The organism is Bradyrhizobium arachidis (assembly GCF_024758505.1).
Classification (GTDB): Bacteria; Pseudomonadota; Alphaproteobacteria; order Rhizobiales; family Xanthobacteraceae; genus Bradyrhizobium; species Bradyrhizobium manausense_C.
In genome coordinates, this window is sequence record NZ_CP077970.1 from 5,538,742 (window position 1) to 5,554,951 (window position 16,210).

Here is a 16,210-nt window from a genome sequence, read left to right on the forward strand (position 1 = left end):
CAACGGAACCGGCCCTGCGAGCCGGCAGTTGCGAGGGCAAGGTCGGCGGCGTAACGCCCGCCGACTTCTCCCAATCTGGCAGCGCGTTGCCGCTCAATTGGTATCTACCGCCACGGTTAGCTGCAGAGAGTACGCCATGAGAAACATCGCCGATCTCCTGACACGGTTTTGGCAAGGGAGCCAGCCCGCGTCCAATACTCAGCTTGCTGCTATGACCGAAAACAGAGATCGATCCAGCATGGCTGATTTTGTACGGATCCTGCAGGCCTACGATCAAGACCAGTACGGCAGGATTTAGGGGCAGCCGCGTCGGTCCGCTTACGGTTGTCCAAGCAAACCAAAGCTCAGGACTTGGGACCCAGTTCTTACGTCTGCCACGTCCGTTTAGAGTCAAAATGCGACTCACTCGGAGCACATCTAGTCCGTTCCAACCCGTAACCGGACTTCAAACAGAGGTGCCGCCACTTCGCTGATGGGCCGCCCCTTCCAGATGATGCCTGATCGATAGAAGTCCTGAAGCTCTACCCGGAGACTGCAGGAGCGAGCGGCTGTTCATTTCCCTGATCATCGAGCGCGGCGCTTTGCCAGGACTCCATGAGATCGGCAAGTTCTTCCGCTTCTAAACCAAAATTGTCGCCTACTGCATCGTTCGAAGAGGGGGGCGACGAATGTATCCAGCCAGCGTCAAGTAAACGAGGCCTCACCGCGTTGAACTGGACACCTGAAACAGGCCAGTCGCGACACGGGCGAAAGTCAATCACTTCTGTCCACAGATATGGATTTCGAGTTAGCAGAGTGACTTGAAATCCATTCCTGTCGATCTGCAGACCTCCACGCAGCAGAGCGCGGGCAGAAAGCACAGTAAGCAATCCGCAGCCACATGTACCGAAGACAGACACTGCTAAGACGATAGCCGCAAGCAAATTGTCGGCCGGCAGACTCAAGACAATTTTGACGCCGATAAAGATAAAGGGAGCAGTCGATACGACGCCTAGCACCATTAGAACCCACCATCGGGTTCGCGTAGCTTTCAACTTGACCGGTCCCGGATATGCCGCGAGGAGCCTTGCGACTTTGGCGCCACTGACCTTCGTAAGCCGTCTGCGCCTCGGCGTGGTCGCAATTTGAGCAGCGGTCTCAGTCCTAGCTTTCAGCCTCGCACGAATTTTTGTGGCGATTGGCACGAGCATTATGCCAAAGCAAACGAGGATGCCGGCCAATCCGGGCCAAAAACCCTCATCCATCAAATACCGGAGCACGGCCCTCATATAGCCGCCAAAGATGAAGACCCCGAGGGCCGAAAGAACAATGATTTTGACGATCTTCATGACGTGACCGATGCAGGCGCGATCGAAACGTCGAAAGTGCAACCCGCTGCATCTGAACCTTAACTCAGATGAAGCGGAGATGCACGTTCCGCGGGTATTCGCCGCTGTAGGTCCGTTGCCGGTCGCCGAAGGTTGGGCGCCATCCAACAGGACCCGCTGAATTAGCGCTTCCGTGCTCGCGGGCTCCTGCGCTACCGACGTCGAGCTGCGGCTATTAGGGGCGATTTAGCGCCGCAACGCAGAACGCTACACAGCCTTCGGACCCAATCTCCTTCCGAGACGTTGATAGGTGAATCGAAGGCCCAGCATGGAAACGCTCTCTGCGTATCTCGACAGGAAGCACGAGGAACTCAAGTTGCTCAATGGTTGCCTCGGCAGTGCACTGGCGCTGCGAAAGCCGGTCGCGGTTACCGAGGTGATTGAACAGAAATTCCGGCTTGCTGCGGCGTTGAAGGCTGAACACGCGCTGCACGATTGGGCGCTCACGGAAACGGCCTGGGCCCATTCGGGGCGGCTGCGCGCGGGGCCGTTCGAATTCAGCTACGACTACCAGCGCGCCGATCTCGACGTTCGCGGCCCTTCGTTCTACGAGTTCGAGGAAGCGGCGGCGACCGAGACCATCTATACGTCGTCAGGAATGGCCGCCATCTCGGCCTTGCTGTTGGGATCTGCAAGGGTGATCCCCAAGGCGGACATTCTGGTCTTGCCTGGCTCCTATGGTGAAACGATCGAGCTGATCGAAAGTCTTGCCCGGCATTTGCGCCTGGTCCGGCTCGAACAATCGCCCAGCGACGTCGCAGCTCGTGCGAACCATCGGCGAATTCTGCTCCTCGACTCCTGCGCGCCAGCAGCCGCATTCGAGGCGACCCTGCGTTGCGACGCGCCCGAACTTGATCTCGTGATTTTCGACACGACCTGTCTTTCGATCGGCTCGGGACGGATCCGCCGGGTTCTGAACTGGACCCGCCGTGCGAGAATTCCCATCGTTCTGGTACGTAGCCACACCAAGCTCGATTCCCTCGGCCTGGAGTATGGGCGCCTCGGCTCTGCGGCCTTCGCTGCTCCCCACAGGCGCGTGAACATGGGCCCGCAGCTAAGGGACGGCCTCGTTGAGGAAATGCGCAGGGCCGTGCGGCTATTGGGCGGCGCGGCGCTGCCGGCGCATTTCCCGCCCTATGTGGGGACGAAAGCCTACCGCGATCTGACTGACAGGCGCGGCGCAGCCATCTTGCGCAACGGCAGACGAACGGCCCGCTATTTTGCGTCCGCGCTTCCCCGCTCATCGGCCGAACTGCATTTCGCCCACGGCCTCTATGTCACGCTGGCACCGAAGCGACCGGTGGACGAGAGCCAGGCGAGGCAAATCGCAGCCGACCTTTCCGGTGATCTGGGCAAGGCCGGATTGCTGCTGCGCCATGCCGGAAGTTTCGGCTTCGATTTCGGCGCGGCGGAGTGGTTCCACGACACAACCTGCGATCGCTACCTCGTCAGGATCGCCGTGCCCGACTTGCCGACACCGCTATGGGACGAGATCGCCACGGCCGTGGCTTACTGGTGGTCTTTGCACGAGCAGGCCCCGCGCCTTTCCAGCCTGCCGGCGAGTGCGCCCGCATAGGGTGATGTGGGCGAAGCTTCGTATGGGCTCCTCCAGCTCCACAAAAGACAGTAGAATCGACGTTGTTCGAGGGGGGAGCCCGATTCGTGGAATCGGTTTCGGAGCAGAGCGTCAACCCACGCCGACGACTGGCCGTCGTCCTGTTGCTCCTGGGCTTCTTCGTGGCTGTTTGCCTTGGCGTCATGTACGTCGCGGGTGATCTGACGAGGCTTCAGGCCGCCGTTTCCGAGAGGGATAGCCGGGCTGCCTTGGACCAGGTGAAAGGTCCCGAGCAGCTGGATGAAGCGCTCAAACGATATCCCTCCAATAGACTCCTCAAGATGCTCGCGCTCGCGAGCAACGACGCGACTGAAATCGATGCTGCCGCGCAAAGACTGCTCAGCGATATTGAGCCAAGGGCCCTTCCGAAGCTCGATGAGGTGAGTGCGTCCAGCCGCGGCGACCTTGACGCGCTTCGCCGGGATTTGAAGACCGCGGAAGGCAACGCCGCGACCTCAGAGGCCCGCTACATCGCGCTGACCAAGGCCGCACGAGACAAACTGGAAAACGACGTTCGGTCACTGAACGTTGGGGATGGCCGTGTCTCCAGTTTCATGGCGATGATCGACGAGCGGCATGCGGCATGGACAGCACTGACCTCCAAGATGCTCGCCTCGCGCGCGGAATATTACAACGCCTACGAAAGATGCGTCGCGCTTCTGGTCCGTGACTTCGGGATCTACAAGGTGGCGAACGGTCAATTCGTCTTTCCCTTTCAGTCCGCCGCCAACAGCTACAACCGTGCGGCCGCAACCACGGCGGCTGCGGCACAGCGCAGCTCCGAGCTGAATGACGAAAGGACGAAGCTGAGACAGTCCCAGCTCGGCAGATGGAAGGAATTCCTCGAGTAATAGTCGCGCGCCCTCGCTGTGAAGAGCTGCACTTTCAACGGAGAAGCCTGCCGGACGTTACAGCATCGTCATGTTCATGACTAAAAACGTGACATTTTAGATACGCTCTACTGTAAATTGTACAAAGCGGTTCCAAGGCCCTTCGCCCCGCGCATCCTTTCTGGCAGACATGTGGCAGTTTGTCGCACCAGGCGATGGGAATTGGGGATGGGATCGAAATGAAGCATTGCGTGACGGCTTGTGTGGGCGTGGTTTTGGCTTTGGCTCTTCCTGGCACTGGATCGGCGGCCGACCTCGCGGTGAAGGCCCCGATCCTGAAGGCGGCAGCCCCCGTCCCGTTCACCTGGACCGGATGCTACGTCGGCGGCCATGTCGGCGGTGTCGTCAGCGACGACCGCACCACCGGCGTGCTCGGAAACTCGGTCAGCTTCAGCTCAGCGGGCTTCGTCGGCGGCGGCCAGATCGGCTGCGACTATCAATTCACATCGAGCTGGGTCGTCGGTGTCGAGGGCCGGGCGGCCTGGACCAGCCTCAGCAACAGTCATGCGGGAATCGTCAGAAACCTCGTGACCGGCGCGGTTCTCCCGTCGCAGTTCACGATGAGCAACGACATGCTGGCCTCAGCGACCGTACGGCTCGGCTATGCCGTCGCCGAGCGCTGGCTGGTCTTCGTCAGAGGCGGTGCCGCCTGGACGCGCGAGAAGATCGACGACGCCTTCACGCCGCCGGCGGGCCCCGTCGATCCCAGCGCGACGACAACCGCAACCGGCTGGACCGCCGGCACCGGCGTCGACTGGGCCTTTGCGCCGCACTGGTCGGCGGTTTTCGAGTACGACTACTACGATTTCGGCAATCGCAGCGTCCTGCTGAGCAATGGCGCCGGCAGCAACGTGAACATCTTCAGCTTGAAGGATCGTATTCACGCCGTCACCGCCGGCGTGAACTACCACTTCTGAGTCCTGAGACCAAAGCCCCGGCCTCGCCCCGCAAGCGGGGCGAGGTGACGTCAGTTCAGGTGCCCTCGAATTTGAACGAGACGCTCAGCTTGGCGCGGAAGGCCTCCACTTTGCCCTTGGCGTCCAGTTGCATGTCGAGTTTGATAACCTCGGCAACGCGGAGGTCCCGAAGAGACTTTCCGGCCTGCTCGACCGCATTGGCGGCGGCCTTCTCCCAGGAATCGCTGCTGGTGCCGACCAGTTCGATGACCTTGTAGACGCTCTCGGACATGTTTCGTCCTCCCGTTCATGATGAAGCAGGAAGCAGGTGCTCCCTGCCGGCTTCAAGCCTAACATCACGATAATGGCGCTGGAAGGATTGCGATCCGCCGTTTGCGGCGCAGGATAAGTCACTGCCCCGTCGCGGCCGGATGGCGCGAAGTGCGATCCGGGCGCTACTGTGCATGGGGTTGTTTCGATGTTTTGTTGTTCCGTCACGGAAGCAAGGCTCCGCAACTGAACGGCGCCCCGACATCCACCCTGCGAAGACCAGGACGACAGCGAATGGGGGGCCCGCCGCTCCGCTTCCGAGCGCGACGACGGCGCCCTACTCGATCACGCGCCCGAACTTGTTCGACTTCGGAAAACCTTTCGGCGGCAGGCGGCCGGCGTCGGCGCGGGTGCCCTGCCATTCGGCCAGTTCCTTCATGGTCGCGCTGAACTCGCGGCCCGCGGAATCCTTCCAGGCGAGTCCCGCCTTGGCGTCGAACACGGCAACGTCGGACAAGCCGCCGTCCTTGTACTTCTGCAGGCGAACGCCGCGGCCGCGTGCCATCTCCGGCACCTGGTCGAGCGGGAAGATCAGCATCTTTCGATTATCGCCGATGACGGCAATGGTGTCGCCGAGCACTTCCGTGATCGCGCGCGCCTCGTTCGGCATCTCGACGTTGAGGACCTGCTTGCCCTTCTTGGTGGTGCCGACGCAATCGTCCTCGTTGACCAGGAAACCCTGGCCCTCGTGGCTTGCGACCAGGAATTTTCGGCCGCCCTTGTTGACGAATAGCGCGACGGGGGCCGCCTCCTGCTCCATGTCGATGAACAGGCGGATCGGCTCGCCATGGCCACGGCCGCCCGGCAGTTTTGCGACATCGAGCGTGTAGAATTTTCCGTTGGTGGCGAACAGCAAAAGCTTCGAAGTCGTCTCGGCAAAGAAGGCGAAGCCGAGCTTATCATCCTGCTTGAAGGCAAGCCCCGAGAGATCCTCGACATGCCCCTTCATGGTGCGGATCCAGCCCTTGTCGGAGACGACGACGGTGACCGGCTCGCGCTCGACAAAGGCCTCCTCGATCGCCGCGAGGTCGTGCTCGGGCGCGTCGGCAAAGGTGGTGCGACGTTTGCCGAGCGGCGTCTTGGGTCCGAACATATCGCGGACCTTGCCGACCTGCTCGCCGACCTTCTTCCACTGCTCTGCTTCCGAGGCGAGCAGGCCTTCGATACCCTTCAGTTCCTTGCGCAGATCCCTGTCTTCATTGCGGATCTCCATTTCCTCGAGCCTGCGCAGATTGCGCAGGCGCATGTTGAGGATGGCTTCCGCCTGGATCTCGGTGAGCTTGAACGCCTTGATCAGCGCCGGCTTCGGCTCGTCCTCGGTGCGGATGATCTTGATCACCTTGTCGAGGTTCAGATAGGCGACCAGATGGCCGCCAAGGACCTCCAGCCGGTGCTCGATCTGGCCCTTGCGGAAGTTGGAGCGGCGGATCAGCACGTCGCGGAGATGGTCGAGCCATTCCCGCAGGCACTCCGCGAGCCCCACCACCTTGGGAATGCGGCCCTTGAGCAGCACGTTGAGGTTCAGCGGAATCTTGCTTTCGAGCTCGGTGAGCCGGAACAGCGATTCCATCATCAAGGCAGGATCGACGTTCTTCGACTTCGGCTCGATGACGAGCCGAACGTCCTCGGCCGATTCATCGCGGACCTCGCCGACCAGCGGCAGCTTCTTCTGGTCGAGCAGCTCGGCAATCTTCTCGACGATCCGCGACTTCTGCACCAACCACGGAATCTCCGTGACGACGACGACCCACGTGCCGCGCGCGCCCTCCTCCTGTTCCCATCGGGAGCGAACACGGAACGACCCGCGGCCGGTGGTGTAGGCCTCCGCAATCGCCTGCTTGGAATCGACGACGATGCCGCCGGTCGGGAAGTCCGGGCCCTTGACCCATTTCAGCAGCGACTTGGACTTTGCGTCGGGCTTCTCGATCAGATGCAGCGCCGCGTCGCAGAGCTCGGCGGCGTTGTGCGGCGGGATCGAGGTCGCCATGCCGACCGCGATGCCCTGCGCGCCGTTGGCGAGCAGATTCGGGAAGCCGCCGGGAAGGACCACCGGCTCCTTGGACTGGCCGTCATAGTTGGGACGAAACTCGACGCCGTCCTCGTCGATGCCCTCGAGCAGAAGCCGCGCGACGTCGGTCATGCGCGCTTCGGTGTAGCGATAGGCGGCGGGGTTATCGCCGTCGATATTGCCAAAATTGCCCTGGCCGTCGACGAGCGGATAGCGCGAGGAGAAATCCTGCGCGAGACGCACCATGGCGTCGTAGATCGCCTGGTCGCCATGCGGATGGAACGAGCCCATCACGTCGCCGACGATCTTTGCGGATTTCTTGAAGCCAGTGCCCGGATCGAGCCTGAGCAGGCGCATGCCATAGAGGATGCGCCGGTGCACCGGCTTCAGACCGTCGCGCGCATCCGGCAGCGCGCGGTGCATGATGGTGGAGAGCGCATAGGCGAGATAGCGCTCCTCGAGCGCGTCCCGCAGCGGCACCTCGTGAATTTCAGCCGGCTTCTCCGGCGGAATCAGTCGTTTTCCCATGGCGCCGGGTTAGACCGCCACGGCGAATCGGGCAAGAATCGATTGGTTCCCTGTGGGCGGTTATTGCCCCGCCCAGCCGGCGGTCACGGGCTGCGTGGTTTGCGGGTTCTTGGCCTGTGTGGTCGCTGGCGCATTGGTCAGGCAGCGACGCGCGGCTTCGATTTCCGCCTCGGTAGCGCCCTTGGATCGCGCCCATGTCTCTGCGGCCGCAGCGGAATATTTGGCGACATAGTACCTGACGACGGTACAGGAGGCGCGCCGGACCAGTCCCGGCTGCTCACCTGCCAATGCTGCGTCCGGAGCCCACGCCAGCAGCGCGGCCGACACCACGAATCCTCTGATCAACATTTAGGCTGTCCCCGGTTTGGAACCAGTCCGGCCAACGCTGACAGCCTGATTTGGTTCCGCCTGAGACCGCCGCATCGAGCAAAGCAGAGGCGCGGTCAGCTCATGACGAGGCGATGACTGCCCTCGCCTGTCGCCGAATCAGCGCGTTGATGAAGCCCGCCCGCGCATCGGAATGGCCCTGGCCGCGGGGCTCCAGCACATGACGGAGCAAGAAATGACCCGTGAGCTGAAAGCCATCCTGCAAATCCGCGTCCGACCAGCCATCGCTGTAGTCCTCGCCCTGGCGCAAGAACGCCGGCAGCCGCAACAGTCGGTCGCGCCAGGCGTCGCCCGCGGTGCGCGACACCGCGCCGCCGGATTTCGGCGAGACATAGATCAGGTCCGTGGTCTCGCCCGTCGCCGCGCAATTCTCCAGGTCCAGGCCGAAGCCGAGTTCGGCCAGCATCGCGAGTTCGAAGCGGATCAGATGCACGGCCGCGCCGCCGATGTCGTCAAAATCGTCGAGCGTGTGTTCGAGCAGCGCAAAAATGTCCTCGTGCGGATCGCGCTCCGGCAACAATCGCGCGACCGAGGCAAGGTGCGTCACGCCATATACCCCGTGCGAGGACGTCAGCAGGGTCGCGGCGCGCAGCCGCAGGCCTTCGATCGCGTAGGTGCCGAGATGCTCGTCGAGCCGCGCCCGCCACACCGCGCTGACGCTGTTGCCGGGCTGCAGCAACGGCCGCATCCGCGAGCCGGCGCCGCCCCGCACCAACCCGAGATGCCGGCCATGCTCGCGCGTCAGTAGCTCGACGATGGCGCTGCTCTCGCCATGCCGCCGCACCCCCAGCACGATGCCTTCGTCGGTCCATTCCATGGTCGGAAGTCTACCGCACTTCGCGGCGTCGTAGGGTGGGCAAAGCGAAGCGTGCCCACCAATTTGATCACGCGTTGAACCAACCCTTCGCGTCGCCGGTGAAGGACGCATAGAGCCCGACCGCGGTCACGACGCAGGACACGATCTCGATCGCGCTGTCGAGCGCGAGGCCCACCTCGTTGATCCGCACCGCCAGCGACGGCACGGAGAGCGCCAGCGCGGCCGCCAGCACCCAGCGGGCCCAGTTCTTGCGCCGCTGCGCCGCGAGCCAGACCACATAGACGAACAGCACGATCATCACGGCGCTGAGCAGCGTTCCCGTCATGATCATCTGCTCGGTGCGCTCGCGCGTCGGCGTGCGGTCCTCGAACGCAACGGAGAGCGCGTCCAGCATCAGCGATGCGTAGAGCAGCACCTCGAAGTACAGGACGTTACGGGGCACGTTCATCGGAGACCGATCATCCCCTCATCATTCCTTGTCATTCCTTGGGAAACTCGAGGCCCATCTCGCGGTAGCGGTCGGGATCGTCGCCCCAGTTCTCGCGCACCTTGACGAACAGGAACAAATGCACCGGCACGCCCAGGATCTCGGCGAGCTCCTTGCGCGAGTCCGCGCCGATCGACTTTATGGTGGCGCCGCTCTTGCCGAGCACGATCTTGCGCTGGCTCTCGCGCTCGACATAGATCGTCTGCTCGATGCGGACGGACTTGTCCTTGCGCTCCTCCCATTTCTCGGTCTCGACCGTGGACTGGTAGGGCAATTCCTGGTGCAGCTTCCGATAGATCTTTTCGCGCGTGATCTCGGCCGCGAGCTGCCGCATCGGCGCGTCCGACATCTGGTCCTCGGGATAGAGGAAGGGACCTGCCGGCACCATCTCCGCCAGCGCCTGCCTGATGTCGTCGACGCCGTCGCCCGACAGCGCCGAGATCATGAAGGTTTTTGCGAAACGAATACGCTCGTTCGCGGCCAGCGCCAGCGCCAGCAGCTTCTCGCGCTGGACCAGGTCGACCTTGTTCAGCACAAGGATCTTCTCGTGGCCGACGCTCGCGACCTTGTTGAGGATCGCATCCGCCTCCTCGTCGAGCCCGGCCTTGGCATCGATCAGCACGCAGACGAGATCGGCGTCATGCGCCCCGCTCCAGGCGGTCGACACCATGGCCCGGTCGAGCCGTCGCTTGGGCAAGAAGATGCCGGGCGTATCGACAAGGATGATCTGCGCATTGTTCTCGATGACGATGCCGCGGATCAGCGCGCGCGTCGTCTGCACCTTGCGCGACACGATCGTGACCTTGGCGCCGACCAGCGCGTTGACCAGCGTGGACTTGCCGACATTGGGGGCGCCGATCAGCGCTACGAAGCCGCAGCGCGTCGCGGCGGGCGTGTCGCCGCTGCTCTCAACCGTCATTGCCGCCGCCAACGCCTTCGCGTTCGATCATGATGGAGGCCGCGACCTTCTCCGCCGCACGCTTGCTGCCGCCGATGCCCTCCGCCGAGGCAAGCCCCGGCAGGTCGACGGCGACGCGGAACTGTGGGTCGTGATGCGGCCCGGTGCGCTCCACCTCGCGATAGACCGGCGTCGGCAAGCCCTTCCCTTGCGCCCATTCCTGGAGCACGGTCTTGGGATCGCGCAGCGGCCGCCGCGGCTTGTGCATGCGCTCCGTCCAGTTGCGCTTGACGAATTCGGCCGCCGCCGCGTGACCGCCATCGAGATAGATGGCGCCGATCACGGCTTCGCAGATGTCGCCGAGCACCGATTTACGCAGGCGCGCATCGGCGCTCGCGCCGACCGAACCGAGCTTGATGTCGTCGAGCAGGCCGAGCGACTTTCCGACGTCAGCGCAGCTCTCCTTGCGCACGAGCTCGGCGAGCCGCTTCGACAATTCGCCCTCGTCCGCATTCGGGAAGGCGACGTACAGCATGTCTGATACCACGAGCCCGAGCACGTGGTCGCCGAGGAATTCGAGCCGCTGATAGCTGTCGCCGCGCTTGCGCCCGGACTTGAGCGCCGAGACATGCGTGATAGCCTGGATCAAAAGGTTCGGATCGGCGAAGGCATGTCCAATGCGCGCCTCGACCGCCGCGGTTGCGCCCTTGGCCTTGCCGGCGGCCTTGGCCCGCTTCTTCTTAGCAGGCGCCTTGGGCGCGTCCCCGCCTTCAGGGTTCGCTTCGGCAGCGATCGGTTGGTTCGCGATATCCTTGGCTTCGTCTTTCATCGGACAATTTTGAACAGGCGCGCCCAGCGCACCGCCACCGGCCAACGCCAGAACATCCAGGCGTGTTCGCCTTCAGCGATAGAGAAGAAGATCATTTGAGCGCGGCCAATGAGATTTTCTGACGGCACGTAGCCGACCGCCGACTGCACTCGGCTATCGGTGGAATTGTCGCGGTTGTCGCCCATCATGAAGAAGTGCCCGGCCGGCACCGTGTAGACGTTGGTGTTGTCGTAGAAGCCGTTGTCGACGCAATCGAGCGTTTCATAGGACACGCCGTTCGGCAGCGTCTCCTTCCAGCGCTTCACCCGCGCCATCGCGTCCGAACCACAGGGGTCTTCGCCAATGAAGTCGCTGAGGCGCTCGCGCTGCACCGCCACGTCGTTGATGTAGAGCAGTCCCTCCCGCATCTGGACGCGGTCGCCAGGCAGACCGATCACGCGCTTGATGTAGTCGGTGGTGTCGTCCTTCGGCAGACGGAACACCACGATGTCGCCGCGGTTGGGATCCGAACCCCAGATGCGTCCCGAGAACAGCGGCGGCGAGAACGGGATCGAGTAGTGGCTGTAGCCGTAGGAATATTTCGAAACGAACAGATAGTCGCCGACGAGCAGCGTCGCCTTCATCGAGCCGGAGGGAATGTTGAACGGCTGAAACAGGAAGGTGCGGATCACCAGCGCGATCAGGAGAGCATGGATCACGACCCGGATGGTTTCACCGACGCCGCTCTCAGATTTGGTTCCCGAAGTCACGCTCATTGCTTTCCCAGTTCCGGCCGGCGATAGCAGAATGCCCTCTGCCCGCGCTCAGCCCCGTCGCTTCGCGGCGCAAGAGATTGTCCTGATTCTGATAGTCAGGGCCAATTCCGGCGTAAAGCCGAATTCGCCCCTAAAGATTTGACGCCGCGGACTTTTAGACGCTTGTCGGCAGGCGCGCAATCAAGCGCTTCATCAAAATTATATAAGCCATTGAATAGGCTTGGTTATTTTAATTACGAGCGTTTCCGCTCAGGACTTCGTCCGCGGGACGGCAGAAATGATGACGAAGGCCTGCGCCAGCGGCCAGTCATCAGTGATGGAAAGGTCTATCCGCGGCTCAAAACCCTCCGGGGTCAGCGCCTGGAGCCGGGTCAGCGCCCCGCCGGTCAATTGCATGGTCGGTCGTCCCCCCGGCAGATTGACCACGCCCATGTCCCGCCACCAGACCCCGCGTCGGATGCCAGTGCCCAGCGCCTTGGAGCAGGCCTCCTTGGCCGCGAAGCGCTTGGCATAGGTCGCCACCACCATCTTCTCGTTCTTGGCCCGACGCTCGGCCTTGGCGCGTTCGGCCGGGGTGAAGATACGGTCGAGGAAGCGTTCGCCATGGCGCTCGATCACCTTGGCGACGCGCGTGATGTCGATCAGGTCGGAGCCGATGCCGATGATCATGCCCGGCTCCGGCCGCGATCCATCGCCGCGCGCATGCTGCGGACGGTCTCGGCGAGCCCGACGAACAGCGCCTCGCCGATCATGTAGTAGCCGATGTTGAGCTCCATGATCTCGGGCAGGCCAGCGATCTTCTCCGCCGTCGCGTAATCCAGCCCGTGTCCGGCGTGGACCTCCAGGCCTGCGGCTTTCGCCAGCTTTGCTCCCGCCACGATGCGCTGCCACTCGGCTTCGGCCTTCTCAGTGCGTCCGTCGACGACGGCGTCGCACCAGGCGCCGGTGTGGATCTCGATGACCGGCGCGCGCAGCCGCGCAGCCATCTCGATCTGCGCGGGGTCGGCGGCGATGAACAGCGACACCCGGATGCCGCCGTCGTTCAGCCGCGCGATGAAGGGTGCAAGCGCGTTGTGCTGGCCGACTACGTCGAGGCCGCCCTCGGTCGTGACCTCCTGCCGGCGCTCGGGCACCAGGCACACCGCATGCGGCTTGGTCGCAAGCGAGATCCGCAGCATGTCGTCGGTCGCCGCCATCTCGAAATTCAGCGGCTTGGAAATCTCGGCCTTCAGCCGCGCCATGTCCTCGTCGCGGATATGCCGCCGGTCTTCGCGCAAATGCGCGGTGATGCCGTCGGCGCCGGCCTCGATCGCGATCAGCGCCGCACGCACCGGATCGGGATTGCGCCCTCCCCGCGCGTTACGCAGGGTCGCGACATGATCGACATTGACGCCGAGGCGGAGCGGAGTTGCGGGCATGATCGGGACTCACGAAATCCGGGAACAGGCGAGGTGCGAGCGCGCCTATCCATTAACACGTTCCACGCGGGCGACGACCGCCTTCGCGCGCAACTGGGCTATGATCGCGCTCAGGTGCTTCAGGTCGTAGACCTCGAGATCGATCGTGGTCTCGGTGAAGTCGGGCGAGCGGCGCTGCATGCTGATGTTGTCGATATTGCCGTCGTGCTCGGCGATCACGGTCGCGATCTGCGCCAGCGCGCCGGGCTCGTTGACGTTTTCGACCTTGATGCGGGCCGGGAAGCGCTGCGGAGCAGTGTCTTCGATGTCCCAGCGCACGTCGAGCCAGCGCTCCGGCTCCTCCTCAAAGTCCTTCAGGGCCGGTGCCTGGATCGGATAGATGGTGATACCCTCGCCCGGCGTGACGATGCCGACGATGCGGTCACCGGGGACGGCGCCGCCGTTCGGGGCGAACTTCACCGGCAGGTCGGAATTGATGCCGCGGATCGGGATCGCCGGCGGGCCCTTCGGGCGCTCCGGTACCACCTTCTCCTTGATCTTCGCCGCCAGCCCCTTCTTCACACCATAGCGCGCGACGCGCTCCTCCCTGTAGTCGGGGTACATGGCGCGTGCGACGTCGGACGCCTTGATCTCACCGCGCCCGACCGCCGCCATGACGTCATCGATCGAGGTGCGCGCGAGCCTGGGCAGCGCGCCCTTCAGCTTGTCGTCGGCGTAGTCGATCTTGGCACGCTCGAACAGACGCTCGACGATGCGCCGGCCGAGGCCCGCATATTGGTCGCGCACGGCGGTGCGCGTGGCGCGCCGGATCGCGGCGCGCGCCTTGCCGGTGACCGCGAGCGATTCCCAGGCCGAGGGCGGCGCCGACTGCGCCTCCGAGGTCAGAACCTCGACCTCGTCGCCGTTCTGGAGCTCGGAGGACAGCGGCGCGAACTTGCCGTTGATCTTGCAGCCGACCGCGCTGTTGCCGACGTCGGTGTGCACGGCATAGGCGAAGTCGATCACATTGGCATGGCGCGGCAGTGCGATCAGCTTGCCCTTCGGGGTGAAGCAGAACACCTGGTCGTGGAACAGCTCGAGCTTGGTGTGCTCGAGGAACTCCTCGGGGTTTGCGCTCTCCGAGAGGATGCCGATGGTGTGGCGCAGCCAGGCAAATGCGTTGGATTCGCGCTTGAGGAATTCGGTCGGCGAGCCCACGCCCTCCTTGTAGAAGACGTGCGCGGCGATGCCGCGTTCGGCGATCTGGTCCATCGCCTCGGTGCGGATCTGCAGCTCGACGCGCTGGTTGCCGGGACCAATGACCGTGGTGTGGATCGAACGGTAGTCGTTCTGCTTGGGCGTCGAGATGTAGTCCTTGAAACGCCCGGGCACGACCGGCCAGGTGGTGTGGACGATACCCATCGCGCGGTAGCAGGCCTCGACGTCGTTCACGACGACGCGAAATCCGAAGATGTCGGACAGTTGCTCGAAGCCGACCGACTTGCGCTCCATCTTGGTCCAGATCGAAAACGGCTTCTTGCGCCGGCCATAGACGCGCGCACCCAGACCCCGGTGGCGCAAATTGTTGGAGAGCTGGTCCTCGATCTCGCCGATCAAATTGCGGTTGCGTTCGGCGAGCGCATCAAGCCGCTGCATCACCACCGCATAGGCTTCGGGATCGAGGGTGCGGAAGGACAGATCCTCCAGCTCCTCGCGCATCTCCTGCATGCCCATGCGCCCCGCCAGCGGCGCGTAGATGTCGAGGGTCTCCTCGGCGATGCGGCGGCGCGATTCCGTCGGCACGAATTCCAGCGTGCGCATGTTGTGCAGGCGGTCGGCGAGCTTGACGAGGAGCACCCGGACGTCGTCGGCGATCGCCAGCAGCAGCTTGCGCAGGTTCTCGGCCTGCTTGGCCTCTCGCGACACCAGCTCGAGCCGCTTCAACTTGGTCAGGCCCTCGACCAGCGCGCCGATCTCGGGGCCGAAGATCTGGTCGATCTCGGCGCGAGTCGCTTCCGTGTCCTCGATCGTGTCGTGGAGCAGCGCCGCGACGATGGTCGCGTCGTCGAGCTTCAGATCGGTGAGAATCGCCGCCACTTCGAGCGGGTGCGAGAAATACGGGTCGCCGGAGGCGCGTGTCTGCGAGCCATGCGCCTTCATGGCGTAGACATAGGCGCGGTTCAGCAGATCTTCGTTGGTGGCGGGATTGTACGACCTGACGCGCTCGACGAGGTCATATTGACGCATCATGCGGGTGCGCGGCTTCGGCGACCGCGCCGCGGCCGGAGCAGTCGGGGCCACGGCGACCGATTCGGTCGCGGCCTGCATCTGCGTTTGTTTCCGGCGCCGATACACCATGCATTTCCCGCCTTCAAACAGGCCTAAAGCCAGCCCGTCGCATCCATCTTAACGCCAACCCGCCCGCCATCAGATCAAATCGAAGACAGCTTGTCGCGTCATCCCACAACTCTACCGTAACCACGAAAAGGTCAACAAAAGCAAAGGCCCGAACCTAGGTCCGGGCCTTTTCGAAATGCGAGATCTGAGATCACCGATCGGGACGATTACTCGTCCTCCTCGGGCTGCTCCTCGGGCGGAGCCAGGCCTTCGAGACCCTTCAGAAGTTCCTCTTCGGTCATGCGCTCCACCGCAACCTCGGTGTCGTCGGCATCGACGCTCGCGCCGGCCGAACCGATCAGCGGCACGGTATCGGGCTCCGGCTCGTCCACTTCGACGAATTTCTGCAGGGAGTGGACCAACTCCTCGCGGAGGTCCTCCGGCGAGATGGTCTGATCCGCAATTTCGCGCAAAGAGACAACAGGGTTCTTGTCGTTATCTCGGTCAACCGTTAGTTGTGATCCTGACGAGATCATGCGGGCACGGTGGGCAGCCAGCAGGACAAGGTCAAACCGGTTGTCGACCTTGTCGATACAATCTTCTACGGTGACGCGAGCCATGGACTGTCGCTCCGCTCTGGGTGGGACCAAATAATGTGGATGATGCGGG

The 16,210-nt window shown here is 63.3% G+C and carries 16 protein-coding genes; 3 read left to right on the top strand and 13 right to left on the bottom strand.

Going from position 1 to position 16,210, the window contains the following annotated elements; all coding sequences use genetic code 11:
- Window positions 1-521: 521 nt before the first annotated feature.
- Window positions 522-1,328 carry a hypothetical protein gene (locus KUF59_RS25710; protein WP_212460954.1) on the bottom strand — a complete coding sequence of 269 codons (807 nt, stop codon included), beginning with the start codon at window positions 1,326-1,328 and terminating at the stop codon, window positions 522-524.
- A 307-nt stretch (window positions 1,329-1,635) separates the two neighbouring features.
- On the opposite strand from KUF59_RS25710, the gene KUF59_RS25715 reads away from it, so the two are divergent.
- The 3 genes from KUF59_RS25715 (at window position 1,636) to KUF59_RS25725 (ending at window position 4,789) form a co-directional block, all read left to right on the top strand.
- Window positions 1,636-2,943 (top strand): hypothetical protein, encoded by a 1,308-nt coding sequence (locus KUF59_RS25715; protein ID WP_212460955.1) that lies wholly within the window; start codon window positions 1,636-1,638, stop codon window positions 2,941-2,943.
- Between the two features lie 86 nt (window positions 2,944-3,029).
- Window positions 3,030-3,833, top strand: a complete 804-nt coding sequence (locus KUF59_RS25720; RefSeq protein WP_212460956.1) for a hypothetical protein — start codon at window positions 3,030-3,032, stop codon at window positions 3,831-3,833.
- Between the two features lie 230 nt (window positions 3,834-4,063).
- On the top strand, window positions 4,064-4,789 hold the full coding sequence (locus KUF59_RS25725; protein ID WP_258767223.1) for an outer membrane protein: 726 nt from the start codon (window positions 4,064-4,066) through the stop codon (window positions 4,787-4,789).
- A 55-nt stretch (window positions 4,790-4,844) separates the two neighbouring features.
- On the opposite strand, the gene KUF59_RS25730 is transcribed toward KUF59_RS25725, so the two are convergent.
- From KUF59_RS25730 to rpoZ, 12 genes are all read right to left on the bottom strand, one after another.
- On the bottom strand, window positions 4,845-5,060 hold the full coding sequence (locus tag KUF59_RS25730; protein ID WP_212460958.1) for a dodecin family protein: 216 nt from the start codon (window positions 5,058-5,060) through the stop codon (window positions 4,845-4,847).
- Between the two features lie 315 nt (window positions 5,061-5,375).
- Window positions 5,376-7,634 carry a DNA topoisomerase IV subunit A gene (parC, locus tag KUF59_RS25735; RefSeq protein WP_212460959.1) on the bottom strand — a complete coding sequence of 753 codons (2,259 nt, stop codon included), beginning with the start codon at window positions 7,632-7,634 and terminating at the stop codon, window positions 5,376-5,378.
- Window positions 7,635-7,694: 60 nt separating this feature from the next.
- Complete coding sequence (locus KUF59_RS25740) at window positions 7,695-7,982, bottom strand: hypothetical protein (protein ID WP_212460960.1); 288 nt, start codon at window positions 7,980-7,982, stop codon at window positions 7,695-7,697.
- 100 nt (window positions 7,983-8,082) lie between these two features.
- Window positions 8,083-8,838 (bottom strand): DNA repair protein RecO, encoded by a 756-nt coding sequence (gene recO, locus KUF59_RS25745; protein WP_212460961.1) that lies wholly within the window; start codon window positions 8,836-8,838, stop codon window positions 8,083-8,085.
- A 67-nt stretch (window positions 8,839-8,905) separates the two neighbouring features.
- Window positions 8,906-9,286: a hypothetical protein gene (locus KUF59_RS25750; RefSeq protein ID WP_212460962.1), complete on the bottom strand. Its 381-nt coding sequence runs from the start codon at window positions 9,284-9,286 to the stop codon at window positions 8,906-8,908.
- Window positions 9,287-9,317: 31 nt separating this feature from the next.
- The gene (gene era / locus KUF59_RS25755) at window positions 9,318-10,244 is read right to left on the bottom strand and encodes a GTPase Era (protein WP_212460963.1); all 927 of its coding nucleotides are present in this window, start codon (window positions 10,242-10,244) and stop codon (window positions 9,318-9,320) included.
- Window positions 10,234-11,052 carry a ribonuclease III gene (gene rnc, locus KUF59_RS25760; RefSeq protein ID WP_212460964.1) on the bottom strand — a complete coding sequence of 273 codons (819 nt, stop codon included), beginning with the start codon at window positions 11,050-11,052 and terminating at the stop codon, window positions 10,234-10,236. Before rnc ends, era begins: the two co-directional genes overlap by 11 nt.
- Window positions 11,049-11,807 (bottom strand): signal peptidase I, encoded by a 759-nt coding sequence (lepB, locus tag KUF59_RS25765; protein WP_212460965.1) that lies wholly within the window; start codon window positions 11,805-11,807, stop codon window positions 11,049-11,051. Before lepB ends, rnc begins: the two co-directional genes overlap by 4 nt.
- A 249-nt stretch (window positions 11,808-12,056) precedes the next feature.
- Window positions 12,057-12,476, bottom strand: coding sequence for a holo-ACP synthase (gene acpS / locus KUF59_RS25770; protein WP_212460966.1), 420 nt, complete (start codon window positions 12,474-12,476; stop codon window positions 12,057-12,059).
- Window positions 12,473-13,225: a pyridoxine 5'-phosphate synthase gene (locus tag KUF59_RS25775; RefSeq protein ID WP_212460967.1), complete on the bottom strand. Its 753-nt coding sequence runs from the start codon at window positions 13,223-13,225 to the stop codon at window positions 12,473-12,475. The genes acpS and KUF59_RS25775 overlap by 4 nt, the downstream gene beginning before the upstream one ends.
- A 45-nt stretch (window positions 13,226-13,270) precedes the next feature.
- On the bottom strand, window positions 13,271-15,562 hold the full coding sequence (locus KUF59_RS25780) for a RelA/SpoT family protein (RefSeq protein ID WP_212460968.1): 2,292 nt from the start codon (window positions 15,560-15,562) through the stop codon (window positions 13,271-13,273).
- A gap of 206 nt (window positions 15,563-15,768) precedes the next feature.
- A complete protein-coding gene (rpoZ, locus tag KUF59_RS25785) occupies window positions 15,769-16,161 on the bottom strand; it encodes a DNA-directed RNA polymerase subunit omega (RefSeq protein ID WP_027522935.1) in 393 nt (130 codons plus the stop codon).
- Window positions 16,162-16,210 lie beyond the last annotated feature (49 nt).